Here is a 24,324-nt window from a genome sequence, read left to right as displayed (position 1 = left end):
ATCTCATAGCTAAATTAGATTTATAAATAGGTAGGTAGTGCTGTTTTGGCATATTGTTGAAATTTTTCAAAAGTTATAGCTATGCTAGAATATTTAGACGTTTAACTTTGAACAGAGCATAAAGTCTTGAACAACAAAAAACTAAAAATTGGCATTGTTGTAGGTGAAGTTTCAGGAGACACCTTGGGTGCTAAATTAATCCGCAGTTTTCGTGAGCAAGGTATCGATGCTGAGTTTGAAGGAATAGGCGGTCCTCAAATGATCGCGGAAGGCTTTCAAAGTGACTACCCGATGGATATTTTATCGGTCATGGGGATTGTTGAGGTCTTAAAAGATATCAAAAAGCTATTTGCCGTGCGGGATGGGCTTGTCGAAAAATGGTCAAAAAATCCTGTCGATATATTTATTGGCATTGATGCACCTGATTTTAATTTGCGCTTATCGAAAAGTTTGAAGCAAAAGCAATTGCCGATTAAAACCGTTCAATATGTAAGTCCTTCTGTTTGGGCATGGCGACAAGGGCGTGCACATGGAATTAAGGCAAATATTGATTTGGTGTTGTGCTTATTCCCATTCGAAAAAGCATTCTTTAAAAAATTTGATGTGTCTGCTGCCTTTGTCGGTCATCCCTTAGCGAGTGAGTTACCTTTAAAAAATGATTTGATTGAGGCAAAGCAAGAACTCGGTTTAGCAACCAATCAAAAGCATATTGCTTTATTGCCAGGCAGTCGCCGTGGTGAAGTCGAACGCTTAGGTCCATTGGTACTCAAAGCAGGGGAAATTCTGAGCCAAAAACATCCAGACTACGAATTTCTTATTCCAGCGATTAATGATGCACGTAAACAGCAAATTGAACATTTACTGCAACATTATTCCGATGCTTTCCGCGCTAAAGTGCATTTATTGGAAAATACAGACACAGAGTCTAAAATTGGTCGTCAGGTGATGAATGCAGCTAATATTGTGGCTTTGGCTTCAGGCACCGCAACTTTAGAAGCGATGCTGTTACACCGTCCGATGGTGACTTTTTATAAGCTCAATTCTTTGACATATTTTATTGCTAAATTGTTGATTAAGATTCCTTATTATTCTTTGCCTAATATTATTGCAGGTAAAAAAGTGATTCGGGAGTTGATTCAGAACGACGCAACACCAGAAAACTTAGCGCATGAAATCGAAAAACTCATGAATATTGAAGTCGCACAAATTCAGGTTATGCAGCACATTACGATGCATAAACAGCTACTTTCTGGTAATAGTGAAGATCCTGTACAAGCCATTTTAAGTTTGCTGTAACGTGCGACATATTTGTGCTATTGCATAAATTGTTGGCGGTATTGAGTGGGTGTTAGATCAAACTGTTTTTTAAATGTTTGACTGAATGCTGTTTCTGAGGCATAGCCCACCAAGTGAGCAATTTGCTGAATCGTGTATTGTCCTTTTCTTAGATATTGTGATGCAATGCGTAGCCGATGTTGCTGCAAATACGCCAGTGGTGTTTCACCAATAATTTGACTAAATAATTGGGCAAATTTGGAGCGGGACATACAGCATTGTTCTGCAAGCGATTCTACTGTCCACGCTTGTTGAGGTTGTCCATGAATGGCAGCTAAGGCATTGGATAATTCAGGGTGAGAGAGTGCAGTTAACCAGTTGTTGCGATCACTCAACTGTAAAATGTAGTCGCGAACACATTCAATAAAAAAAATACTCACCAAATGATCTAAAATTTTGTCACGACCCAGTTGGACTTGTAGCGTTTCTACCGCTAAAAACTGCAAGCCAATCTGTAACCATTCAGGAATCGTTTGTCCATTCATCTGGTGTAAATGAATAGATTGAGGTAAGGCATTTAACAGCGGTCGCGCCATAATACTGTCCATATGACAGCGAATTGCCAAAATCACGGTTTGCTTTCCGTCGCCAAAGCCAAATGAAATACTTTTTTCACCTGTTTCATCGAAACGATGGGTAATATTTAATGTGTCAACCCAAGGGTTTGGCGTATTAAAGGCAGTATGACTGCGACCAGAAGGGATTAAAATTAAATCGCCAGCACGGGCTTGAACTTGTGTAGTTGCATCTAATTGAATAAAGGCATGACCTGCAACCATAACATAAGCGACCATGGCACTCTGGTCTTGATATTGAAAACACCAGTCTCCTTGAGCTTTTAAATAAAGATATTCTGATTTGTTCAGATGAATATCATCAAAAATTTTACTAAGTGCATCCATGTTTTTGGGTTCTTTTTAATCTGCTGAAATATACAAATATGAGCGGTTGGTAATATGAGTTTATAGGTCATTGTTTATCAAATTAAGCCAAAGACGATTACATAGTTTTTATGGACGGTTACTACTGTAGATCAAGGGCCAATTAAGAAAATATATACATAACAAGAAAAGAAGGAAAGGTTTGCAAATGAATGCAACAGTCAAAGTCGCAGAACAGGATTCAATATTGCTTCAAGCCAAATCTGGATTGGCTTTAGATAAAAAACGTTATTTATGGGCAATTAGTCCCGCTTTACCTGTGATTGGTATGGGAATTTTAGCAGGCTATCAGTTTGCACCACGTCCGTTTAAAAAAGCATTTGCTTTGGGTGGACCGTTATTACTGCATGTGATTATTCCTACAATTGATGCATTCATTGGTAAAGATCAAAATAACCCGACTGCTGAAGATGTGAAATTATTAGAACAAGATCCTTATTATGCGCGTTTGGTAAAAACTTTTATTCCGCTTCAGTATGTAGCCAATGTTTATGCGTGTTATTTGGTGGGACGTAAAGAGACGTCTTTATTGGATAAAATTTTACTGGGCGTTTCTATGGGAGCAATTAACGGTGTTGCGGTCAATACAGCCCATGAATTAAGCCATAAGTCGGATCGCTTGGATCATATTCTGTCACATTTGGCCTTAGTCCCGACAGGCTATAACCATTTTCGCATTGAGCATCCGTATGGGCATCATAAACGTGCGGCAACACCAGAAGACCCTGCATCCTCGCGTATGGGGGAAACTTTTTATGAGTTTTTACCTAGAACCGTGATTGGCTCGTTTAAATCTGCAATTGAAATTGAAAGTAATCGTTTGCAGCGTAAGGGCAAGACGTTTTGGTCTAAGGATAATGAGTTGTTACAAGGCTGGGGAATGAGTGCCACATTTCATGCCAGCATGATTAAAATGTTTGGTACAGGTATTGCGCCATATTTACTCACACAATCTTTATATGGCATTAGCTTGTTTGAAATTATTAACTATATTGAACACTATGGTTTGTTGCGCCAGAAAGATGAAAATGGCAAATATGAGCGAACCATGCCTGAGCATAGTTGGAATAACAATAACATTGTGACCAATTTGTTTTTGTACCAGTTGCAACGTCATTCAGATCATCATGCTTATCCAACACGACCATTCCAAGCTCTGCGACACTTCGATGAAGCACCAGAGCTACCAAGTGGTTACGCGAGTATGCTTTTACCTGCGATGATTCCACCTTTATGGTTCAAAATGATGGATAAGCGAGTCTTTGAACATTATCGTGGTGACTTAAATAAAGCCAATATTCATCCTAAGCGTAGAGCGAAGATTTTTAAGAAATTTGGTGTGATAGATAAATTACTGAACTCATAATGATTTATACATCATTTAAAATTGAGCAAGTAATGACATCAATTTAGTGGGATTGATGTCATTTTTGTGCGTATTTTAAAGTGGTTTTTCCATCCAAATTTCACAGGCATGGCTATGACCTGTATGACCTTTGGGTGCGGATAAGTGTTGAAAGCCCAACTTCTCATAAAGTTTTACAGCTTGCCATAAAGATTCGGTGGTTTCCAAATAACAGGAACGATAGCCTCGTGCCAAAGCAAATTTAAAACATTGTTCTAAGATTTGTTTGGCAAAGCCTAAACCACGAATTTCAGGTAAAAAGTACATCTTTTGAATTTCAAGTGTTTCATGATCACCCATAAGCGGTGAAAGTCCGCCACCACCTAAAATTTGACCTTGTGCATTTTCAATCACCCAATACTGTGCATTGGGCTGACTATAGACTTGATATAAATTGTCTAAAATAGGGTCTGCAACAGCAAAACCAGATTCAGGTGCAAGGCCAAATTCTTTAGACACTTCACGAATAATTTGGGCAATTGCAAGATTATCTTGTTCTTGGAGCGCACGAATTTGAAACATTAGATAAGTAAAGTATTTAAATGATGGATTGTTATAGCAAATAATCCATCATTTGTAAGGGCATTTTTAAGCGGATAGTACTTACTTTAACTCACTTGAACTTTTACCCAGTTCACGCCGTGCAATAATCAATTGCTGGATTTGCTGCGTACCTTCAAAAATGTCTAAGATTTTAGAATCACGTGCCCATTTCTCTAAAAGCTCTGTTTCGCTATAACCAACAGAAGCTGCAAGTTCCACACACTTTAATGTAATGTCATTGCCCACACGACCTGCTTTGGCTTTTGCGATAGAAGCCTCTTTAGAATTTGGTTTTTTATTGTCTGCCATCCACGTTGCTTTTAACATGAGTAGACGTGCAGCTTCCCATTCTGCTTCCATTTTATAAATCTGGGCTGCTAGGTTGGAACATTGCAAATAAGGGGTGGCATAGTTTGCATCAAGTTGATCCTGAAAAATTTCTTTGATGCGTTCTAAAGAGGCTTTGGCACATCCAATAGCCATCGCAGCGACCAAAGGACGAGTGTTATCAAAAGTTTCCATCACCCCAGCAAAGCCTTTTGCGACATCAATTTCAGCATTCCCCAGTAAGTTTTCAGCAGGAACACGGCATTGGTCAAAACGAATCACGGCAGTATCAGATGCTTTAATTCCGAGTTTGTGTTCTAGTCGTTCAACTGTCATACCTGCTGTGCCTTTTGCGACTACAAAAGATTTGATGGCAGCACGACCAAGTTTTTTATCCAGTGTTGCCCAGACCACCACGGAATCGGCACGTTCGCCTGAAGTCACAAAGATTTTTTCACCATTTAAGATGTAGTCGTCACCATCTTTGGTGGCTGTGGTGCGAATAGCAGCAGAGTCAGAACCACAATTTGGCTCGGTGATTGCCATTGCAGCCCATGTGCCTTTGAAGCGTTCCAATTGTTCATCGTTCGCAACCGCTGCGATGGCTGAATTGCCAAGTCCCTGACGCGGCATAGACAGTAACAGACCTGTATCGCCATAACACATTTCGATAATGCCCAATGCTGTAGACATATTGACGCCATTTTTATTGCTGTCGTCTTGTGAACCGCGTTTTCCTACCGCAGCTCCAGCGTTTATACCTTCACCACCGTCATTCATACCATCGAGTAAGGATGCGAGCATATCTAGTTCTTTCGGGTAGGCATGTTCGGCTTTGTCGTATTTGCGTGAAATTGGACGTAATACATTTAATGCAACTTCATTGGCTTGGTCGAGTAAGATTTTAAATTTTTTAGGGTTTTGTAAGTTCATGATCGATACCTTTATTTTATTCTTTTAAGCGTGTAAACCTGAATGTAAGATCGCCGTAGCGCGTAAATCACGGTACCAACGTTCTACGGGATGTTCTTTGGTGAAACCATGTCCACCCAAAATTTGCACGCCGTCTGTACCAATTTTCATGGATTTTTCAGCGCAGAGTAAACGTGCTAGATACGCTTCACGATGATAAGGTTTGCCTGCTTCTGCCAAACTTGCAGCATTCAACACCAACATACGCATGGCATCAATTTCAATGGCCATATCAGCAATCATAAAAGCCACACTTTGACGATGAGAAATCGGTTCACCAAAAGCCGTTCGTTCATTGGCATAGCGAATACAGTATTGCTTAACTGCTTCACAAGTACCCACCGCCATAGCACACCACATGAGATTTCCTAGATCTATAAAAGCAGTGTAATCAAAGTCATCGTCACCTAAGCGTTCGGCAGGAGTTTGATTAAATTGTAAAGTCATGGTTTCCGTGGCTTTTAAGCCCATGGCAGAATTTTTCTGAGCATGAATAGAAGCGTCGCGTTTGACCACAAATATATCTGGTCGACCTTGAAATTCTGCACTTACAAGGAATACATCAGCAGTTTCTCCCAGCATGACCAGTGTTTTTTCACCACTTAAATAAAATTGACCACCATTACTGAGCGCTTTGGTTTTAAGCTGCATTGGATTGAATGCAGGCGTATTTTCTTGGACAGCAAAGCTGGCTCGGACTTCACTATCTTCAGCAAATGCAGATAAATAACGGTCTTGTATCTGTTCGGAACCCCATTGTGTTATGGCATTAATCACACTAAACGTTGAGAGCATGCCTGCGGTTAGGCTGAAATCGCCTTTGGCCAAGTGTTCTGCAATTAAGATATGACTGATGATGTCTTTTTCAGTGGCAACACCACCAAAAGATTCAGGTAATGCATAATAATTTAAGCCTAATTCATTAATGTGCGCCCAGAGTTGCTGAGGGAATTGTTCTTGATGGTCGGCTTGATGGGCAAGCGGGTAGAGAACTTCTGTCGCAAACTGACTCATGGCATCGCAGGTCATTTGTTGTTCTGCGGTTAAGCTTAGATCGAACAGAGACTTCTGCTGACTAGGCAGGCGTTGTTTAGCATGAGGCTCCGCACTGTTAAAAACCTTTTGTGTTTTGCTCAGTGCTTTAAAACTGGTTTTAGAGCCTTGATATAAGGATTTTTCTAAGAATTTTCTAAGCTTAAGTTGATCCAGAACGTCGCTTCCAGCAATTTTTGTAATGAGCGATAAACCTAATCCTTGTGCCTTATTGACCATATTTGTCATTATTTTTCGTTCCATATGAGCATAATTGCTATTTTTATGCTGACATGACGTTATATAAAAAACTATGTCATTATTGACATACTCAATTGTCAAAGATAAACGGTAATCTAGTATAGAGATTTGGCTTAAGGTGCTGATTTATATTATTAATATTTATAGTTAAATTGTGATAATAGGGTATGTATTGACTAGAATGACAAAGTTGCCATTCTAGTCTGAGCAAATTAAATAAAAGATTTAATCATGTCGCGGACATTGGTTTTGGCATCAATCACGGTCATAAAGGTATATGCCCCGATAAATTTACGACTAATAAACATAAATTCTTTCGGTGGAACACTGAAATAACGGGAAGCCATTGATTTAGACGCTTGTTGCATCACTCGGCTATGTAACAGGCTTTTCTTCCAGTCGTAGCGGTAATGCTCATCCATCACTCCAGCAGGCAAATCTTTGTTATTGGCAGGGCAGCTAAATGCTTCGGTTGCCAATAAGAAAACTTTCGCCATATCAGGTTTAATACTTTGCGGGATTGAGTCAAAAAACTCATATCCAGTCATGGCATTCACCATTGCTTGCGTATCATGCAGATAACCTGCATGAATAAGATTGCGAGCAACATTGAGCAGGTGCTGATCAAATTGACGAATGGCACCAAAGTCAAGCAACACAATTTGATCAGGTTGTTGCTTCCCATCTCCTAAGCGAACCAAGTAGTTGCCAAAATTAGGATCGGTTTGCATTTCACCCCATTCGAAAATTTCGCGCACAGCAATTTCTAAAGAAGCTTCACCTAAAAGATTACGACGATCTTGTGGCAAGGAAAGCATCACAGGGCTGTTAATCGGCACACCACGTTCAAACGTCATGCATAGAATCTGGTTAGTACAAAATTCATCAACAATTTCAGGCACGATATAACGCGGATCATCTTTTAGGCGTTCAGCAAAGCGTCTGGTGGTTGCAGCCTCAATATCATAGCTTACTTCACGATGCATCATTTCACGCACTTCATCAAACCACTGATCAAATTCACGGGTTTGCGGAACCATGCGGGTCAATTTGAGCATGTTTTTAAACAAGCTCATATCGGAATCAATTGCATCGGCAACACCAGGATATTGAATTTTCAATACCAGTTCTAATCCGTCCGATTTACGTGTTGCACGATGGACTTGTGCCAATGACGCTGTGCCCAGTGGCTCATGATCAATGGTCAGGTCATGAATTTTATCACCCAGTTGTTGCTCTAAATGCTGCTTAATTGCAGGCCATGCTAGTGCAACGGTTTGGTTATTTAGGGTATTTAACGCTTGAGTAATTTCTTCTGGCAAAAAATGTTCGCCATATAGCGCCATCATTTGTCCAATTTTGACAATTGAACCTTTTAGCTTGCCAATTTCAGCCACTAAATAGTTAGCCTGTTCTTTCATGGCTTGTTTACGTTTTTTTTCTTTTTCAGCTTCGCTTGAGAACATTGATGTCGCATTGGATGCTGCCCAACGTGTTCCCGCCAGTAAGGATGCTTTTGCAATAGATAAGCGACGATCCATAGAGGAGGTTTTAAGTTGTTTGAGCTTATCATTCTGATCTGACATTCAATGCAATCCTTAATCAGCAATTCACAGAAAAGTTAATTGTAACGGATATTAACGCGTCTTCACGTATTAAAAAAGTTCAACTTGCTGAATGACACGGTTTTTTTGGAACTGCATCTAAATTTATAGAGAATCGGGGCATTCTATTCACATGTGAAATTTTATTTTTAGTGATTCTTTGTTCGAGAGTTGAACCTTATGGCTTTGAATATAGGTCGTAATCATGTTTTGCACACTAATATGAGTAAAACCATGTGCATAGCCTTTAACAATCACAATGCTTGGTAGGCTGAAAAATAAATATTTTGCATCGTCTAAAGTCGGGCTGTTAAAAACCTGATGTTCGGACAGTTGCTGCATTAAAAAAAATTTTTCAGAAAGAATATCGGGCGATTCATTGCTCCAATAGTTTTGGCGCATTGCCATAAGATTGTTGTGTTTATAGCTCATATCAAGAAAAGGAGTAAATAATGAGCTATATATAAGTCTCGAGAGTCCTTAATTCAAGTTGCTTTTGGCGAGAACGGTTAAAGTTTTGTATCTGTTTATTAAGATGCAAACCTATAAAATATAGTGCCTGTGATTGTTCGATAAATGCTGGTTCTGAATTAAATTGCAGGTGGTTGAAAAATCGAATGAAATAGAGAAGAAACACAGTTAAGCATTATAAAATCAGGCAAAACAAGGTATCATAAGCCGTTTTTATGATTCTGAACTTTGGAGACGCCTTAAGTGGATCGACCGACTATTAGCCCTGAACATTTACAGGAAGCCGCTGAAACCCTTACCACTATTCGTGATTTTATCCGTTTTGGGGTAACAGCATTACGTCAATACGATGCACACTTAGGTCAAGGTACAGAGGACTTTTTCGCTGAAAGTTCAGCATTGGTATTACAAACCTTATCTTTGGATTGGAATGCAGATTCAGAAATTTTGGATGCAAAATTATTAGCAAGCGAAAAAGCAGAATTTCTACAATTGCTTGAACGCCGTATTAATGAAAAAGTACCCACTTCATATCTATTGAATTTGGCGTATTTCTTTAATAAGCCATTTTATGTGGATGAGCGTGTACTTATTCCGCGTTCGCCAATTGCTGAACTCATTGAAAACCGTTTTGCACCTTACTGTTTAGATGAAAACGGTGAAATGCGTGCAGCGGACAATAATCTTCCAGTCAATACTCAACCTAAAACACCGCAACGCATTTTAGATATGTGTACTGGTTCAGGTTGTATTGCCATTGCGTTGGCTTATGCATTTCCAGATTCGGAAGTAGATGCTACAGATATTTCAAAAGAAGCATTGGAAGTTGCTTCAATTAATGCCGAACATCATGACAAGCAGTACCAAGTTGCGCTATTAGAGTCAGATTTGTTTGCGAAAGTTCCTGCCGAAAATCAGTATGATTTGATTGTATCGAACCCACCGTATGTGGATGCAGAAGACATGGCAGATTTACCTGATGAATTCCGCCATGAACCAGAGTTGGCTTTAGCCGCTGGACAAGATGGTCTTGATTTAGTGCGTAAAATGTTGGCACAAGCCGCAGACTACTTAACTGAAGATGGTTTGATTGTCATCGAAGTCGGGAATTCTGAATGGGCGATGAAACAAAACTTCAATACCATTGATTTCCATTGGTTAAAATTCCAAAAAGGTGGTTCAGGCATCTTTGCTTTAACTGCTGCGCAATGTCGCCAATTCCGTGATTTATTCATTCAATCTGTTCAAGCATAAGGAGTCGTGAACATGGCAGGTAATAGTATTGGACAACTCTTCCGTGTAACGACCTGTGGTGAATCTCATGGCGTAGGCTTGATGGCAATTGTGGATGGCGTTCCACCAGGGCTTGAGCTTTGTGCTGAAGATTTACAAAAAGATTTAGATCGTCGTAAACCGGGAACCTCGAAATTTGCCACGCAACGTAAAGAACCTGATGAAGTTGAAATTATTTCAGGGGTTTTTGAAGGTAAAACCACAGGTACACCAATTGGTTTGTTAATTCGCAATACTGACCAAAAATCTAAGGATTATGGCAATATTGCACAAACTTTCCGTCCTGGGCATGCTGACTACACCTACACGCAAAAGTACGGATTCCGTGATTATCGTGGTGGTGGTCGTTCTAGTGCGCGTGAAACAGCGATGCGCGTTGCTGCGGGAGCTATTGCGAAGAAATACCTTGCAGAAAAATTCGGAATTTTAATCCGTGGTCATGTCACCCAAATTGGTACCGAAAAAGCAGAAAAGTTAGATTGGAATGAAGTTCCAAATAATCCATTTTTCTGTGGCGATGTCGATGCAGTATCACGTTTTGAAGCCTTAGTGACTTCTTTACGTGAGCAAGGCACAAGCTGTGGTGCAAAATTAGAAATTTTGGCTGAAAATGTTCCTGTGGGGTGGGGTGAACCAGTATTTGATCGTTTAGATGCAGATATTGCTCATGCGATGATGTCGATTAACGCCGTAAAAGGGGTCGAAATTGGCGATGGTTTTGCAGTCGCTGAACAGTTTGGGCATGAAACGCGTGACGAATTAACTACAGATGGCTTTTTGGCAAATCATGCTGGTGGGATTCTTGGTGGAATTTCGAGTGGTCAAACCATTCGTGTTGCAATTGCATTAAAACCAACAGCAAGTATTACCACACCAGGTAAAACGATTAATATTGATCGTGAAAACACTGATGTCCTTACAAAAGGGCGCCATGATCCATGTGTTGGTGTGCGCGCTACACCAATTGCAGAAGCAATGTTTGCGATTGTGCTGATGGATCATTTCATGCGTCATCGTGCACAGAATGCTGATGTTGTTGCACCTTTTGCACCGATTGAACCCAAATAATTTGCACAAAAACCAGTTCACTTGAACTGGTTTTTTATAACGTAATTTAAAATAGCCTAAGCATTAATGCCATTATAAACTCATAAGAAACACTCAATCACTAGATTTGAGTTAATTTTTACACCTAAATTTTAAATAAGTATTCAAGGGTAGACTTTATGCAACCATTAAAATTTCGTAAAGCAGAATTAACCGATTTAGACCGTCTATTACATTTAATTAATTTGGCTTATCGCGAAAATCCTATCCAGAGCTGGACCAATGAAGCAGATTATGTGTCGGGGCAAAGAATTAATAAGCCGCAATTACAACAGGCTTTAGTGGATCAGAATTTCCATTTATATGTTGCCGAAATCGACAATCATCTATCTAGCTTATCAATAGTTGCTTGTATTGGTTTGACTTTTAATCACAATGAAGTAGAAATTGGAACTTTTTGTGTAGATCCGATCTTTCAAAACACAGGAATTGGTAAAACAGTATTATCTTTTGCAGAAGCACAGGCACTGTTGATTCAACCTAATCTCACTTTGTATATGATGGATGTGTTAGATATTCGTTCTGAGCTTATTGCTTATTATCAGCGTCGGGGCTACAGTTTAACTCAACTGCGGAAGCCATATCCTATTGATGCTAATGTTGGAAAACCATTATTGAGTATTGAATTACAACAATTAATTAAGTGTGTAAGTTAAAGCTTTCGTTCATAAAAAAGCCCTCATGATGATGAGGGCTTTTTTATTAGGCGAAAAACCAAGTGTAATATCCCCATAACATGAGGGGCCAAGCAATAAGAGGGCTAAATAGCCACTTCCAGAGCCAAAAGCGAGGGATAAAGCCTACGCCGTAAATAAAACCACCTGAAATGCCAATCATGATAAACATCATGGCGCGATGGCTATATTCACCATTGGCATCCAACATTGCACTTGGATGAATTAACAGGACTGCTGCGAGAGGCAATGCCAACAAAAAGGACACTGCCATTACAAACTTATTGGGTTTTTTTGGCTGTTCTGTTGTCATTGCTACTTCAGTCATGTTTTATTCCTCATCTAAATCTTGATGATGTTCGATATATAGGGCACTGAGTACACCAGCAAAGCATGCCATCAAAATACCGAGAATCCATGCAAAATACCACATAATTTATTCTCCTAAGCATTGCCTTAGTAAAGGCTATGTGAATTTTCTTGAATATGTTTCTTGGTAATAACGCCCCACATTTTGTAGTAACACCAAGTGGTGTAGCACAAAATAAGTGGTACAAAAATACATGCAGCAATCGTCATCACAGTAAGCGTAGTTTGACTGGAAACAGCATCCCACATAGTCAAGCTTGCAACTGGTTGAATACTTGACGGCATTAAGAATGGGAACAAAGCGAAACCTGCAGTTAAAATTGCCCCCACGACCGCTAAACTTGAACCTAAGAAGCTAAAGCCCGCTTTGTTTTTGCCTGCTGCAAGCACCACAATCAAACCACCTAAGATCCCCGCGATAGGCGCAAGCATGGTGATTGGATAAGTCGAGTAGTTGTTCATCCAGCCATGATTGGCATTGGTTAAGACTTCTTTCGCCAATGGATTAGCAGCACCATTGGTGTCAAATGGGGTCACTAAGGTATAACCTTCGATTCCACCAAAGTACAACCAAGCACCAGCGCCCAAGAAACAGATGAGGTAAACAATGCCCATAAGTTTTGTTGCTTGTGCTGAACGTTTACGTAGGTCTCCATCGGTACGGAGCATAAGCCACGCACCACCATGTGCACACAGCATAGACAAGCTGACTAGACCACAGACTAAAGCAAATGGGTTGAGTAGGGCAAAAAAGCTACCTGTATAGGTTGAGCGGACTGTGTCGTCCAAGCTAAATGGTACACCCAAGAACATATTACCAAAGGCTACACCGAAGACTAGAGCAGGTACTGCACCACCGATACATAATCCCCAATCCCAAGACGTACGCCATTTCGTGTTTTGCAGTTTAGAGCGGTAGTCAAAGCCTACAGGTCGCAAGAATAGGGCAAATAGTACCAATAGCAGCGCCCAATACATGCCTGAGAAGGCTGTTGCATAAACCATTGGCCATGCTGCGAATAAAGCCCCACCTGCGGTAATAAACCAAACCTGATTGCCATCCCAGTGCGGAGCAATCGTGTTGATGGCTGCACGGCGTTCTTCATCTGTCTTACCTACAAATGGCATGATCGCCATAGAGCCCATGTCGAAGCCATCGGTGAGGGCAAAGCCTATAAGAAGAACACCGACCAGAACCCACCAGATAATTTTGAGTAATTCATATTCGATCATGCTTGAGTCTCCTCATTGCGAGCTGCTTCAAGTTTTTCAAAATGGTATTTACCAGTATGAAGCGAACTTGGACCAAGGCGTGAGAATTTGATCATTAAATACATTTCAATAATCAAAAGTACAGTATAGAACGCAGCTAAAGCAGCGATAGAACCCCATACATCACCAGTGCTTAAACTAGATGCTGACAAGTGTGTAGGTAGCACTTCACCAATTGTCCATGGTTGACGACCTACTTCAGCAACATACCAACCTGTTTGAGCAGCAACCCACGGAAGAGGTAGAGCGAAAAGCGCGAATTTGAGTAACCATGGTTTGTTTTCAGCATTACGTTTAGCTACTGCAAAAGTTGCTAAAATAAACAGTAATAGCATTAAGAAACCAGATGCCACCATTGCACGGAATGCCCAGAACAAACTTGGTACGTGCGGAATCGTGTCTAATGCAGCAGATTTAATTTGAGCTTCAGAAGCATCGACAACATTCGGTGTATATTTTTTCAAAAGTAGACCGTAGCCTAAATCTTTTTGAGAATGTTCGAAGGCAGCTTTAAGTTCAGGAGATGTGTCACCTGCACGGAGCTTTTCTAGTTGAGAATATGCAACCATACCATTACGAATACGATCTTCATGTTGAACTAATAAGTCTTTAATACCTGTGACTTCTTTAGTTGTCGAGCGTGTTGCAATGAGGCCCATAAGATATGGAACTTTAATTGCATAGTCCGTGGTCATGGTTTCTTTATTTGGAATACCAAACAGTGTAAATGGCGCAGGTGCAGGATGTGTATCCCATTCCGCTTCAATAGCAGCGAGTTTGGTTTTCTGAACATCACCTAACTCATAACCAGATTCATCTCCAAGTAGAATTACTGAGAGTGTTGATGCCAAGCCGAAGATTGCTGCGATTGCAAAAGAACGACGAGCAAATGGAACATCGCGTTTTTTAAGCAGGTAATAACTTGAAATTGCCAATACAAAAATTGAGCCAGTCACATAACCTGCTGAAACAGTATGTACGAACTTAACCTGTGCGACTGGGTTGAAAATTAATGCCCCAAAATCGACCAACTCCATACGCATGGTTTCGTAGTTAAACTTAGAACCAACAGGGTTTTGCATCCAGCCGTTGGCAACAAGAATCCAAAGGGCTGACATATTAGAACCTAGAGCAACCAACCACGTCACACCTAAATGCTGGACTTTGGAAAGTCGATCCCAACCAAAGAAGAACAAGCCAATAAAGGTAGATTCTAAGAAGAAAGCCATTAGGCCTTCAATTGCCAATGGTGCGCCAAAAATGTCGCCTACGTAGTGTGAGTAGTACGCCCAGTTTGTACCAAACTGGAATTCCATTGTTAAACCTGTTGTTACCCCGAGTGCAAAGTTAATACCGAAGAGTTTTCCCCAGAATTTGGTCATGTCTTTATAAATTTCTTTACCAGAAATGACATAAGTCGTTTCCATAATGGCAAGAATAAAAGCCATACCAATTGTAAGTGGAACAAAAATAAAGTGATACATCGCGGTCATTGCAAATTGGAACCGCGAAAGATCGACCACGCTTTCAGAAATCATCAACGTGTCTCCTTGATTTGGGATGGACTGCCAGCAATACGCTCAGCAACTTGATTGTCAAAGTTTTTGGGAATAGTCGGTGCATCAAACCAGATGTGTTTAATCGTGAGTAAGATAACAACCTTAATTATTAATATGATTGTTATTTCACGGACTAAGCGTCGATTAAAATCTTTTGGAACTAAGCTCATAGGAATAAGCCTGTTTTGAAACATACTTAGTATTATTAAACAATTTCATACAAAAAATAAATAGGAAATACACTTAAAATAAAAATATATTATTATTTTAATGTAAATCAGTAACTTATAAATTGAAATGTGTTATTTTTATTCTAGCACTCAATGTTATTTTTCTGACTAAAACAGTTGTGATTTAATGTGTTTAAATCCGACTAAAATGCTTATATTTAAAAAACAATAAAACAAACTATTTTAGTCTATTTAAAAATAGATTGATTATTAAACTATACTAAAAGAGTTGGTTTGAGATTTAGTTTTCTTAATTAATGCTCATGTTATTTATTATTGATTAATAAATATACACATAATTGAAAGGGGTGAGGAAGGCTTATTTGTAATTTTTTTTATCCTACAGGCCCAAGAAGCCCTTGAGCTGTTGTGATTTATTCGCTGAATTAAACTTAGTAAAGTATTAAGGGGGAATAGAAGCGCATAAGGATTAAAGCTTGAAGGGCGCTAAGAATTCGACAGCTTACTTATTTGTGTAAGTCGTTAGAGAAAAGTTCATTTGATTTTGAGATTTTTTTGGCGATGTAATGTGCATGTTTAATGCGAATTAAAATAATTTGAGATTGAAATTCCAATTCGCCAAATTCTGGTTCGACTTGTACATAGTGCAGTTGACCATATTCATCTCTAACTCGAGCTTGGGCGGAAAAACCTGGTCGAGCATTACCACTCGAAATCGTTGCGAGTCTACCCAACAAATTAGACTGGAGCTGCATTTGCGTAGGTCTAATCACCTGATCTAGGCAATGAATCATAAATACAGTAAAGAAAATTGCGATAATTAATGCGGGAAGAATGACGTAATATGCTGGTAAAAAACTTTCTTGTTGTGCGAAATAACTAAATTGAAGGAAATAGCCAGAAAAACTGAAATTCATCAACAGGAAGACTAAAATTAAGATTTTGGAAAATTTTACGTTGAGTAAGGGAGCTTCTGCGAGTTTTTGAGGAATAACACGCTTCAAAAATTGGCTTGGTTGAATGTGTAAAAAGTAACCAATGGTTTCTACCAAGCTGAGTAATACAAGTGCTAATAAACTTAAATGAAACGGCATTAAATTTATATCGTGTATTAACTCAAGCATGGCAAATTCCATATATTATTCAGGTAGGTAGATTCCACCATCAGAATGCACAGTTATCTCGACCTTTTCAAGTGACTGACCTAGGCAAGGACCAGATATGCATTCGCCCGTCTCTACGGTAAAGAGTGCACCGTGTGTAGAGCACTCTATATATTCTTGATCACGGTCTAGAAATTGATTTTCAAGAAATTCAAGTTCAACTTGTAGATGTGGGCAAACATTCTGATAGGCAAAAAAAGCACCATCGCGCTGTGTAATAAAAATCGTATCACCATTCGGCGTTTCAAAAGCACGTGCTTCACGCTCTGGAATGTCTTCGGTCATACAAAGTTTATGCATTAGGCACATTCCTTCTTTTGAAAGTTTGTTAGCAATTGTGCATAGTCTTGATTGGCAAGACGTGGACCAAACTGTGAAACCACTTCACTTGAAATTAAAATGGCGAGTTCAGCAGCAGTCTGTAAATTTTCGCCTGTGTTCAATGCATATAGGAATGAACCAGCAAATGCATCGCCAGCACCATTGGCATCAACCGCAGTCACTGCACGACCAGGCACACGAATGGTTTCTTGTTCAGATGAAATAATCGCGCCTTCTGCGCTTAATGTAATTACAACGTATTTACTATGTAGCTTCAATTTTGCTAATGCATCTTCAACTGTCGTAGTCTCTGTATACATCATGGCTTCTTGTTGATTACAGAAGAGTAAATCTACGCCATCATCTAACAATTCATTTAAGCCTTCACGCGCATATTGCACCATGGCTGGATCAGACAGCGTTAATGCAATTTTGACTTGATTCGCACGCGCAATTTCACGGGCTTGTTTGACTGCAACACGTGCAGTAGTGCTTGTAGATAGATAACCTTCAATATAAAGCCATTGCGCATTTTTTAAAGGTTCGAAGTCAATTTGTTCTGCAGAAAGTTCCGCGGTAATACCTAGGTAAGTTTGCATAGTACGTTCTGAGTCAGGGCTGACTAGAACCATACACGTGCCCGTTACACCATCACTGACTGATTTAGCGGTGGTTTGAATGCCTGCTTCGTTTAGGCCGTCTAAATAAATTTTACCTAATTCATCATTACCTACGCGGCAGCCATAAAATGCTGTACCACCAAGTGCGCTAAATGCCACGGTTGTATTGGCAGCAGAACCGCCAGAAGCCTGACCTTTATAAACTTCAGACTGTTGCAGTTGAGTATATAAATTTGCTTGTTGATCGCCATCAGTGAGTTGCATGGTTCCTTTTTGCAGATTGTGTTGCGTAAGAAATTCATCAGAAACTTTAAATTCTTGGTCAATCAGCGCATTACCAATTGCAAAAAGATCAACAGAGGTCATGTCGTTCAATCACATCTAAAATAAAACGCTAAGTTTACACCAATGCTCAGGATTGCAGAAGTTTTGTGAATAAAATTCAAGATTATGCGTAATTGATTGTGTTTTATTGTTTAATAGGCAAAAACCAGTGTTAGGTAATAGATAAAACATGGACCTCATCATTAAAGAAGCGACACAATTACCCACTCAGATTGATAGTTTACTCAAACTTGCAAATAAAGAAGGATTCAATATTGTTCAGTGTTTAATTGAAGAATTTGCCAATGGCAAAAATAGATTTCAGGATGAAGGTGAATTTTTTTTAGTTGCTTATGATGGTGAAAAGCTGATTGGGTGTGGTGGATTAAATCAACAACGTGAAGAAGATGGGCAAAAAAGCCGAATTGGTCGAGTAAGACGTTTTTATGTACACCCCAAATATAGACGACATGGCGTTGGAAAAGACCTGTTGGCATACTTGGAAAATAAAGCTAAACCTAACTTTTCAGCGCTCTGTTTACATACAGATACACGATTAGCCGCAGATTTTTATCAAAAACAGAACTATGTTTGGGTCGAAAATAATCCAAGCTATAACTACTTTAAATATTTAATCTAGTTTTTCAGTAATTTACTGCATTTAACACAATGCACAGTGTGTTACTGTGTATTGTTCCAGACCTGAATAAAATACTCGGGTTTATACGTGAATTATGGCTCAAACTAAAGCTATAATCATTTCAGTTTTATTTAAAAGATTATTAGGAGCGCACATGACTGTAGATGTGACTGAAACCCTTTCCCAAACTGTACATCCCGCGTTTCAGTTGATTCGTCAACACCATGTTGAAGCCTTAGATATTTTAGTGACCGAGTATCAGCATAAAGTGACTGGCGCTGTACATTATCATCTTGCGACTAACCACGATGAAAATGTGTTCTTGGTGGCTTTTCGTACCCAACCCATGGATTCAAAAGGTGAAGCGCATATTTTAGAACATACAGCATTGTGTGGTTCTGAAAAATTCCCAGTGCGTGACCCGTTCTTCTTAATGATTCGACGTTCATTAAATACTTTTATGAATGCGTTTACCGCTGCGGATTGGACGGCGTATCCATTTGCAACCCAGAATAAAAAAGATTTCCAGAATTTACTTGAAGTGTATTTGGATGCAGCATTTGCAGCCAATTTAAATCCATTAGATTTTGCTCAAGAAGGGATTCGCATTGAGCTTGAAAATGGTGAGCCTGTATATAAAGGTGTGGTTTTCAATGAAATGAAAGGGGCGATGAGTTCGCCTTCAGATCAGTTATATCACCAACTTGCGCATCACTTATTTCCTGAAACGACTTACCATTACAACTCAGGTGGTGACCCTAAAGACATTCCTGATTTAACTTACCCTGAGTTAGTTAATTTCTATAAGTCACATTATCACCCAAGTAATGCAGTTTTCATGACCTTTGGTAATGAGCCTGCTTATAACTTACAAGAACAATTTGAAACTTTGGCATTGGCGAAGTTTTCAAAAGGTGAAACCCTGTTTTCTAAAGAAGAACGACGTCTGACTGCGCCACTTGAAGTGACTGAAACTTATGCGGTAGATGCAGAAGATTTAAAAGACAAAACTTATCACATCATTTCATGGTTATTGCCTAAAGCCAGTGAGATCAAACTACGTTTAGGAATGCGCCTTGTAGAAGGTGTATTGTTGGAAGATTCGGCTTCTCCGCTACGCCATTATTTAGAGACTTGCGGTTATGCGCAGTCTACAGGCCCAATTATGGGTGTAGATGACTCTAACTATGAAATGACTTTCTACTGTGGCGTACAAGGTTCAAACCCTGAGCATGCTGCAGAGTTTAAAGCAGGTGTGTTTAAAGTTTTAGAAGAAGTGGCTTCGAAACCTGTCGATCAAAACATGGTCGATGCGATTTTACATCAAATTGAATTACACCAACGTGAAATCAATGGTGATGGCATGCCGTATGGTCTAAGCCTCATCTTAAATGGTTTGGGCAGCGCCATTCACCATAGCGATCCAATCACGGTTTGGGATGTCGATTCAGCCATTGCTGCAGTGAAAGAAGAACTCAAGGATCCGATGTGGCTATCAAATCTTATCAAAACACATTTGCTTGATAACCCGCATCGCGTGCAAATGACCTTGGTGCCTGATGCCAACAAATCTGCAGTGGAAGCGGCGGCAGAAAAAGCTCGTTTAGCCGAAATTGGTGCACAACTGACCGAAGCGGAAAAAGCAGAAATTCAAGCACAAACTGAAGCGCTGAAAGTTCGTCAAGATACACCTGATGACTTAAATTTGTTGCCTAAAGTAGGCTTGGAAGATGTACCTGCGGAACTACAAATTGTACAAGGGCAGTTGCGCGAGATTATCTCAAACCGTATTGACTACCCGTTAAACCTTTATCATGCAGGTACCAATGGTATTTACTATAATCAGGTGCTGATTGAAATTCCGCAAGATGTAGTGCAATCGCCATACTTTAACTTGCTGTCCATTTTGATGGGTGAAGTTGGTGCGGGTCAGTATAATTATCTTGAGCTACAACAACTGCAAACCGCAGTGAGTGGTGGTTTGGGTATGGGTGCCTCTTTACGTTCTAAAGTGGATGATAAACAGAAGATTAGTGCATGGTTAACTTTGACCACTAAATCGTTGGTGAGTAATTTTGACAGTATTGCTTTGTTGAAATTGGCTTTTGAACAGCTACGTTTTGATGAAAAAGATCGAATTGTCGAGTTATTACAACAACGTAAAACGCGTTGGGCATCACGTCTTTCGGGTTCAGGGCATAGTTACGCTATGCAAATTGCGGGACGTAACCACAGTGCTTTGGCACAACGCGATTATCACAACACAGGTTTAGGTGCATTAAACTGGCTGGGTGATTTGGTTAGTCGTATTGAAAATGATGCAGCGGCTTATGATGATTTGATTAATGAATTAAAAGCGATTCATTTGAAACTTTTACAAGCACCAAAACAGTTTTTGTTGGTTTGCGAAGAACATCAATCAGACCGCTTAGTGGAAGAGATTCAAAATGTGTGGGACAAGTTAGATGTTCCTAAACACACTGTAACTTTAAAAACTGCTGAGCAGGTTGATACCGATGCAGATGAAGCATGGCTAATCCAAGCCAATGTACAATTTTGTGCATCAGCCTATCCTGCTGTAGATGTCGCGCACGCTGATGCAGCACCACTCATGGTATTGGCAGCGTATTTGCGTAATGGTTTCTTACATAGTGCAATCCGTGAAAAAGGCGGAGCTTATGGTGGTGGCGCAAGTTATGATGGCAATGCTTGTTCTTTCCGCTTCTATAGCTACCGTGACCCACGCTTAGCAGAAACATTTAATGATTTTGAAGCCAGTGTGGCTTGGTTGTTGAATACTGAACAACAAGCACATCAGTTGGAAGAAGCAATTTTAGGTCTCATTGCTTCTATGGATAAACCTGGCTCACCAGCGGGCGAAGCGATTACTGCTTGCTATGCGTTGTTGCATGCACGGACACCTGCATTCCGCAAGCAATTACGTGAACGCTTGTTGGCCGTGACATTAGATGATTTGAAGCGTGTAGCGGAACAATATTTACTTAATCAAGAAGCCAATAAGGCTGTTGTGGCGCCAATGGCGAAAAAAGATGAATTGTTAACGCTTGGTTTCAAGATCTATCAGGTTAATTAATACAATAAAAAATAAGAGGTGTGTTTATGGCGTTCAAATTATTTGAACGCACTACTTTGCAACTGAGCATGATCATGCTCAGTTCATTGTATGTGGCGAATGTACATGCTATGAATCCAGATTCTTCGATTGCGCCAGCAAGCCCAGAAGCCTGTGTGGCATTAGAATCGAATGCTGATCGTTTGGTTTGTTACGATACTTTGTTTAAAGTACCGGAGGCAGAAAAACCAGCACTTCTTTCTGAACGTCAGGCCGCAAATGAACTGACACCTGAACCGACCCAACCAGAAACGCTGAAAGAAAAAATTAGTCATGGTGTAAGTAATATTTTCGCTGCTGAAGGCCCAGCAATTAACCTGAATACATCTTTACTGGATAAGCGTTGGGAATTGTCGACGGCCAGTAAACTTGGAACATGGAATATTCGTGCGCATCAGCCCGTTTATCTGATGCCGGGATTTTGGACATCTGATAAAAATGAACGTCCATCTAGTCCGAACGAAAACAATACTGTGCCAACTGGTGAGGAACTCAACCTCACCTCAATGGAAGCCAAATTTCAATTATCGTTAAAAACCAAAGCGTTGGAAAATTTATTTGGTGATAATGGTGATGTTTGGTTGGGCTATACACAATCATCACGTTGGCAAGTTTATAATGGTGATGAATCACGTCCTTTTCGTGAAACTAACTATGAACCTGAAGCAAGCTTGGTGTTTCGGACCAATTATGAAATATTGGGTTTAAATGCGCGCTTATTGGGTGTAACCCTAAATCATCAATCGAATGGTCGAGCAGATCCACTATCACGTAGTTGGAACCGCATTATGTTTAATGTTGGTTTTGAGCGTGATAACTTTGCCTTGATGTTACGTCCTTGGTATCGCATTGAAGAAGATGCGAAAGATGATAACAATCCAGATATTAAAAACTATATTGGTCGTGGTGATTTAACCGCATTTTATCGTTGGAATGACCATGATTTTTCATTGATGCTACGTCACTCATTAAAAGGTGGTGATGATGCACACGGAGCAGTTCAATTTGATTGGGCATTTCCAATTAGTGGTAAATTGCGTGGCTATGTTCAATTGTTTGATGGTTATGGGGAAAGTTTGATTGATTATAATCATCGTGCAACCTATGTCGGGTTGGGGGTTTCGTTACTCAATTGGTACTGATCATTTCCAATCTGAATTTTAAAAAGCCTGAAATATTAATTTCAGGCTTTTTCTTTAATATGGGATTATTTTGTAGTTTATTTTCACTTTGTTTTGCAGTCTTTTATTCGTCAGTATTCTGTATTGTAAATTGCGTTGTATTCACTTACTGAAAAAGAGTTTGTATTCACTTTAAACTTGATTACTTGCGCTTAGTTCATGGTTTGTCTGTAGGGAATAAAATTGGATGCTGCTTAAATTCTCAAACATCTTGTCTTTTGAGTAGAGATGCATCTTGAATTCTTCAACCGATCTGAATATCCGTAGGTGGATGTTTTAAGCGTGTTTTTTTGGGCGTGGCAATCATATAGGCTAAAGTAAGTGGACCCAGTCGACCTGCAAACATGAGCAGCATTAAGGTAATTTGACTGGCAGGTTGTAAGTCGGAAGTAATACCGCGTGATAGACCCACAGTACAGGCTGCCGATACGGCTTCAAAGAGTAAATCGAGGAAATGGTGCTTAGGTTCTAACAGCAATAAGGATAAAAATCCAATAAACACCAACATGGCGGTAATAGAAACTACAGCCATAGCTTTGAATGACGTATTTTGTGGGATAGAAAAATTAAAAATACGTATTTCATCAGCACGGCGTAAAAAGCTGATCACGCTTAAGGTGACAACAATAAAAGTACCGACTTTGATACCGCCTGCCGTACTTAAAGAGCCACCGCCAATAAACATGAGCACCATGGTCACCAGTGCAGATGCATCAGTCATGTCACCTACATTTAAACTGTTAAATCCAGAGGAGCGCGGAACTGTCGCATGGAACCATGCATTAACGGCTTGTTCCATCGTGCTCATTGGGGCTAGTGTAAGAGGATTATTGACCTCTAATAGCCAAAATGCCACAAAGGCACATAGATTAAGACCTGTGATCGTTAATAAAATTAGCTTGCTATTTGGGCTGAGTTTTTTCCAGCTTCTTTGGTGTTTAATGTCCATTAAGACCAAGAAACCAATCCCACCAATGATATACAGCATGCTAATGGTAAAAGTAATGAAGTAGTGACTGGAAAAGTCCATTAAGCTATTCGGAAATAAAGAAAATCCACCATTATTAAAGGCAGAAACACTATAAAAGGCTGCGTAAAAGAAAGCCTTTAAAAAGTCATATTCTTGCATCCATGCAATTGTGAGAATACATGTGCCGATGGCTTCGAAAAATAACGAATACAGCAAAACCGCTTTAATCGTATGAGAGACCTTGGATAAACTGGTGTGTCCAATTGTTTCCTGCGCCATAATTTGCTGTTTTAGCCCAATTTTATTTGAAAGGCTCATCACGGCTAAAATGGCGAAAGTCATAAAACCTAAACCACCACATTGCAGTAATAGCATAATGACGACTTTGCCAAATACAGTATAAGCTTCACCAACATTGACAGCAGATAAACCTGTAATGGTTACTGCCGATGTTGCGGTGAATAGCGCATGTATCCAAGACAAATCACCATGATGGGCAATGGGTAATTTGAGCAGCAAGGTCCCAATGAGGATAAAACTTAAAAAGCCGAGTGCTAATAAGCTAGGAGGGCTTAAGTTAACCGTATTTTTGGGCTTTTTTCGTATTATTTTCATA

General features: G+C 39.8%; 23 protein-coding genes. 8 read left to right on the top strand and 15 right to left on the bottom strand.

The annotated features are described in order from the left end of the window. The first annotated feature begins 126 nt into the window (after window positions 1-126). Complete coding sequence (lpxB, locus tag DCO44_RS07825; protein WP_116760687.1) at window positions 127-1,296, top strand: lipid-A-disaccharide synthase; 1,170 nt, start codon at window positions 127-129, stop codon at window positions 1,294-1,296. A gap of 17 nt (window positions 1,297-1,313) precedes the next feature. On the opposite strand, the gene DCO44_RS07820 is transcribed toward lpxB, so the two are convergent. After that, the gene (locus DCO44_RS07820; protein ID WP_116760685.1) at window positions 1,314-2,237 is read right to left on the bottom strand and encodes an AraC family transcriptional regulator; all 924 of its coding nucleotides are present in this window, start codon (window positions 2,235-2,237) and stop codon (window positions 1,314-1,316) included. A gap of 187 nt (window positions 2,238-2,424) precedes the next feature. On the opposite strand from DCO44_RS07820, the gene DCO44_RS07815 reads away from it, so the two are divergent. After that, the gene (locus tag DCO44_RS07815; protein WP_116760683.1) at window positions 2,425-3,642 is read left to right on the top strand and encodes an alkane 1-monooxygenase; all 1,218 of its coding nucleotides are present in this window, start codon (window positions 2,425-2,427) and stop codon (window positions 3,640-3,642) included. A gap of 75 nt (window positions 3,643-3,717) precedes the next feature. Here the strand turns inward: DCO44_RS07815 and DCO44_RS07810 are convergent, their stop codons facing one another. The 5 genes from DCO44_RS07810 to DCO44_RS07790 form a co-directional block, all read right to left on the bottom strand. Continuing rightward, window positions 3,718-4,203: a GNAT family N-acetyltransferase gene (locus DCO44_RS07810; RefSeq protein ID WP_116760681.1), complete on the bottom strand. Its 486-nt coding sequence runs from the start codon at window positions 4,201-4,203 to the stop codon at window positions 3,718-3,720. Window positions 4,204-4,284: 81 nt separating this feature from the next. Next, a complete protein-coding gene (locus DCO44_RS07805; RefSeq protein WP_116760679.1) occupies window positions 4,285-5,484 on the bottom strand; it encodes an acyl-CoA dehydrogenase family protein in 1,200 nt (399 codons plus the stop codon). A 24-nt stretch (window positions 5,485-5,508) separates the two neighbouring features. Next, on the bottom strand, window positions 5,509-6,795 hold the full coding sequence (locus DCO44_RS07800; RefSeq protein ID WP_171304947.1) for an acyl-CoA dehydrogenase family protein: 1,287 nt from the start codon (window positions 6,793-6,795) through the stop codon (window positions 5,509-5,511). Between the two features lie 233 nt (window positions 6,796-7,028). Next, window positions 7,029-8,402 (bottom strand): ABC1 kinase family protein, encoded by a 1,374-nt coding sequence (locus tag DCO44_RS07795; RefSeq protein WP_116760675.1) that lies wholly within the window; start codon window positions 8,400-8,402, stop codon window positions 7,029-7,031. Window positions 8,403-8,549: 147 nt separating this feature from the next. Then, complete coding sequence (locus DCO44_RS07790) at window positions 8,550-8,852, bottom strand: hypothetical protein (protein ID WP_116760673.1); 303 nt, start codon at window positions 8,850-8,852, stop codon at window positions 8,550-8,552. 282 nt (window positions 8,853-9,134) lie between these two features. Here DCO44_RS07790 and prmB point away from each other — a divergent pair, with 282 nt between their 5' ends. From prmB to DCO44_RS07775, 3 genes are all read left to right on the top strand, one after another. Further along, window positions 9,135-10,145 (top strand): 50S ribosomal protein L3 N(5)-glutamine methyltransferase, encoded by a 1,011-nt coding sequence (gene prmB / locus DCO44_RS07785; RefSeq protein ID WP_116760671.1) that lies wholly within the window; start codon window positions 9,135-9,137, stop codon window positions 10,143-10,145. 12 nt (window positions 10,146-10,157) lie between these two features. Beyond that, on the top strand, window positions 10,158-11,252 hold the full coding sequence (aroC, locus tag DCO44_RS07780) for a chorismate synthase (RefSeq protein WP_116760669.1): 1,095 nt from the start codon (window positions 10,158-10,160) through the stop codon (window positions 11,250-11,252). 158 nt (window positions 11,253-11,410) lie between these two features. Then, entirely contained in the window at window positions 11,411-11,947 is a 537-nt protein-coding gene (locus tag DCO44_RS07775; protein ID WP_116760667.1) for a GNAT family N-acetyltransferase, read from the top strand. A gap of 46 nt (window positions 11,948-11,993) precedes the next feature. Here the strand turns inward: DCO44_RS07775 and DCO44_RS07770 are convergent, their stop codons facing one another. The 8 genes from DCO44_RS07770 to DCO44_RS07735 form a co-directional block, all read right to left on the bottom strand. Further along, window positions 11,994-12,293: a cyd operon YbgE family protein gene (locus DCO44_RS07770; RefSeq protein ID WP_116760665.1), complete on the bottom strand. Its 300-nt coding sequence runs from the start codon at window positions 12,291-12,293 to the stop codon at window positions 11,994-11,996. A 3-nt stretch (window positions 12,294-12,296) separates the two neighbouring features. Beyond that, window positions 12,297-12,398: a cytochrome bd-I oxidase subunit CydX gene (gene cydX, locus DCO44_RS07765; protein ID WP_002120988.1), complete on the bottom strand. Its 102-nt coding sequence runs from the start codon at window positions 12,396-12,398 to the stop codon at window positions 12,297-12,299. A 23-nt stretch (window positions 12,399-12,421) separates the two neighbouring features. Then, window positions 12,422-13,567, bottom strand: coding sequence for a cytochrome d ubiquinol oxidase subunit II (gene cydB / locus DCO44_RS07760; RefSeq protein WP_116760663.1), 1,146 nt, complete (start codon window positions 13,565-13,567; stop codon window positions 12,422-12,424). Beyond that, entirely contained in the window at window positions 13,564-15,144 is a 1,581-nt protein-coding gene (locus tag DCO44_RS07755; RefSeq protein WP_116760661.1) for a cytochrome ubiquinol oxidase subunit I, read from the bottom strand. Before DCO44_RS07755 ends, cydB begins: the two co-directional genes overlap by 4 nt. After that, on the bottom strand, window positions 15,144-15,335 hold the full coding sequence (gene cydP, locus DCO44_RS07750) for a cytochrome oxidase putative small subunit CydP (RefSeq protein WP_116760773.1): 192 nt from the start codon (window positions 15,333-15,335) through the stop codon (window positions 15,144-15,146). The genes DCO44_RS07755 and cydP overlap by 1 nt, the downstream gene beginning before the upstream one ends. A gap of 527 nt (window positions 15,336-15,862) precedes the next feature. Then, window positions 15,863-16,480: an OB-fold-containig protein gene (locus DCO44_RS07745; RefSeq protein ID WP_116760771.1), complete on the bottom strand. Its 618-nt coding sequence runs from the start codon at window positions 16,478-16,480 to the stop codon at window positions 15,863-15,865. Window positions 16,481-16,495: 15 nt separating this feature from the next. Beyond that, the gene (locus DCO44_RS07740; protein ID WP_165492958.1) at window positions 16,496-16,804 is read right to left on the bottom strand and encodes a Rieske (2Fe-2S) protein; all 309 of its coding nucleotides are present in this window, start codon (window positions 16,802-16,804) and stop codon (window positions 16,496-16,498) included. Between the two features lie 14 nt (window positions 16,805-16,818). After that, window positions 16,819-17,826: an adenosine kinase gene (locus DCO44_RS07735; protein WP_116760657.1), complete on the bottom strand. Its 1,008-nt coding sequence runs from the start codon at window positions 17,824-17,826 to the stop codon at window positions 16,819-16,821. A gap of 148 nt (window positions 17,827-17,974) precedes the next feature. Between DCO44_RS07735 and DCO44_RS07730 the strand changes: the two genes are divergently transcribed. The 3 genes from DCO44_RS07730 (at window position 17,975) to DCO44_RS07720 (ending at window position 22,699) form a co-directional block, all read left to right on the top strand. Beyond that, complete coding sequence (locus DCO44_RS07730) at window positions 17,975-18,424, top strand: GNAT family N-acetyltransferase (protein WP_116760654.1); 450 nt, start codon at window positions 17,975-17,977, stop codon at window positions 18,422-18,424. Window positions 18,425-18,578: 154 nt separating this feature from the next. Then, on the top strand, window positions 18,579-21,518 hold the full coding sequence (locus DCO44_RS07725; RefSeq protein WP_116760652.1) for an insulinase family protein: 2,940 nt from the start codon (window positions 18,579-18,581) through the stop codon (window positions 21,516-21,518). A gap of 26 nt (window positions 21,519-21,544) precedes the next feature. Next, complete coding sequence (locus DCO44_RS07720; protein ID WP_116760650.1) at window positions 21,545-22,699, top strand: phospholipase A; 1,155 nt, start codon at window positions 21,545-21,547, stop codon at window positions 22,697-22,699. A 283-nt stretch (window positions 22,700-22,982) separates the two neighbouring features. Here DCO44_RS07720 and DCO44_RS07715 read toward each other — a convergent pair whose 3' ends face one another. After that, the gene (locus DCO44_RS07715) at window positions 22,983-24,323 is read right to left on the bottom strand and encodes a TrkH family potassium uptake protein (RefSeq protein ID WP_116760648.1); all 1,341 of its coding nucleotides are present in this window, start codon (window positions 24,321-24,323) and stop codon (window positions 22,983-22,985) included. Between the last annotated feature and the right edge of the window lies 1 nt (window position 24,324).

This window comes from Acinetobacter sp. AM (assembly GCF_003105055.1).
GTDB classification, from domain to species: domain Bacteria; phylum Pseudomonadota; class Gammaproteobacteria; order Pseudomonadales; family Moraxellaceae; genus Acinetobacter; species Acinetobacter tibetensis.
This window is presented reverse-complemented; position numbering and strand designations above follow the sequence as displayed.

What these genes read in the sequence shown, in the direction of transcription:
- cydB (WP_116760663.1), bottom strand. Translation starts at nt 13,567, where the DNA reads ATGATCGAATATGAATTACTCAAAATTATCTGGTGGGTTCTGGTCGGT.
- DCO44_RS07715 (WP_116760648.1), bottom strand. Translation starts at nt 24,323, where the DNA reads ATGAAAATAATACGAAAAAAGCCCAAAAATACGGTTAACTTAAGCCCT.
- DCO44_RS07740 (WP_165492958.1), bottom strand. Translation starts at nt 16,804, where the DNA reads ATGACCGAAGACATTCCAGAGCGTGAAGCACGTGCTTTTGAAACGCCG.
- cydX (WP_002120988.1), bottom strand. Translation starts at nt 12,398, where the DNA reads ATGTGGTATTTTGCATGGATTCTCGGTATTTTGATGGCATGCTTTGCT.
- DCO44_RS07800 (WP_171304947.1), bottom strand. Translation starts at nt 6,795, where the DNA reads ATGGTCAATAAGGCACAAGGATTAGGTTTATCGCTCATTACAAAAATT.
- DCO44_RS07790 (WP_116760673.1), bottom strand. Translation starts at nt 8,852, where the DNA reads ATGAGCTATAAACACAACAATCTTATGGCAATGCGCCAAAACTATTGG.
- DCO44_RS07735 (WP_116760657.1), bottom strand. Translation starts at nt 17,826, where the DNA reads ATGACCTCTGTTGATCTTTTTGCAATTGGTAATGCGCTGATTGACCAA.
- DCO44_RS07730 (WP_116760654.1), top strand. Translation starts at nt 17,975, where the DNA reads ATGGACCTCATCATTAAAGAAGCGACACAATTACCCACTCAGATTGAT.
- DCO44_RS07720 (WP_116760650.1), top strand. Translation starts at nt 21,545, where the DNA reads ATGGCGTTCAAATTATTTGAACGCACTACTTTGCAACTGAGCATGATC.
- cydP (WP_116760773.1), bottom strand. Translation starts at nt 15,335, where the DNA reads ATGAGCTTAGTTCCAAAAGATTTTAATCGACGCTTAGTCCGTGAAATA.
- DCO44_RS07815 (WP_116760683.1), top strand. Translation starts at nt 2,425, where the DNA reads ATGAATGCAACAGTCAAAGTCGCAGAACAGGATTCAATATTGCTTCAA.
- DCO44_RS07795 (WP_116760675.1), bottom strand. Translation starts at nt 8,402, where the DNA reads ATGTCAGATCAGAATGATAAGCTCAAACAACTTAAAACCTCCTCTATG.
- DCO44_RS07810 (WP_116760681.1), bottom strand. Translation starts at nt 4,203, where the DNA reads ATGTTTCAAATTCGTGCGCTCCAAGAACAAGATAATCTTGCAATTGCC.
- DCO44_RS07755 (WP_116760661.1), bottom strand. Translation starts at nt 15,144, where the DNA reads ATGATTTCTGAAAGCGTGGTCGATCTTTCGCGGTTCCAATTTGCAATG.
- DCO44_RS07820 (WP_116760685.1), bottom strand. Translation starts at nt 2,237, where the DNA reads ATGGATGCACTTAGTAAAATTTTTGATGATATTCATCTGAACAAATCA.
- DCO44_RS07775 (WP_116760667.1), top strand. Translation starts at nt 11,411, where the DNA reads ATGCAACCATTAAAATTTCGTAAAGCAGAATTAACCGATTTAGACCGT.
- DCO44_RS07770 (WP_116760665.1), bottom strand. Translation starts at nt 12,293, where the DNA reads ATGACTGAAGTAGCAATGACAACAGAACAGCCAAAAAAACCCAATAAG.
- DCO44_RS07745 (WP_116760771.1), bottom strand. Translation starts at nt 16,480, where the DNA reads ATGCTTGAGTTAATACACGATATAAATTTAATGCCGTTTCATTTAAGT.
- aroC (WP_116760669.1), top strand. Translation starts at nt 10,158, where the DNA reads ATGGCAGGTAATAGTATTGGACAACTCTTCCGTGTAACGACCTGTGGT.
- DCO44_RS07805 (WP_116760679.1), bottom strand. Translation starts at nt 5,484, where the DNA reads ATGAACTTACAAAACCCTAAAAAATTTAAAATCTTACTCGACCAAGCC.
- DCO44_RS07725 (WP_116760652.1), top strand. Translation starts at nt 18,579, where the DNA reads ATGACTGTAGATGTGACTGAAACCCTTTCCCAAACTGTACATCCCGCG.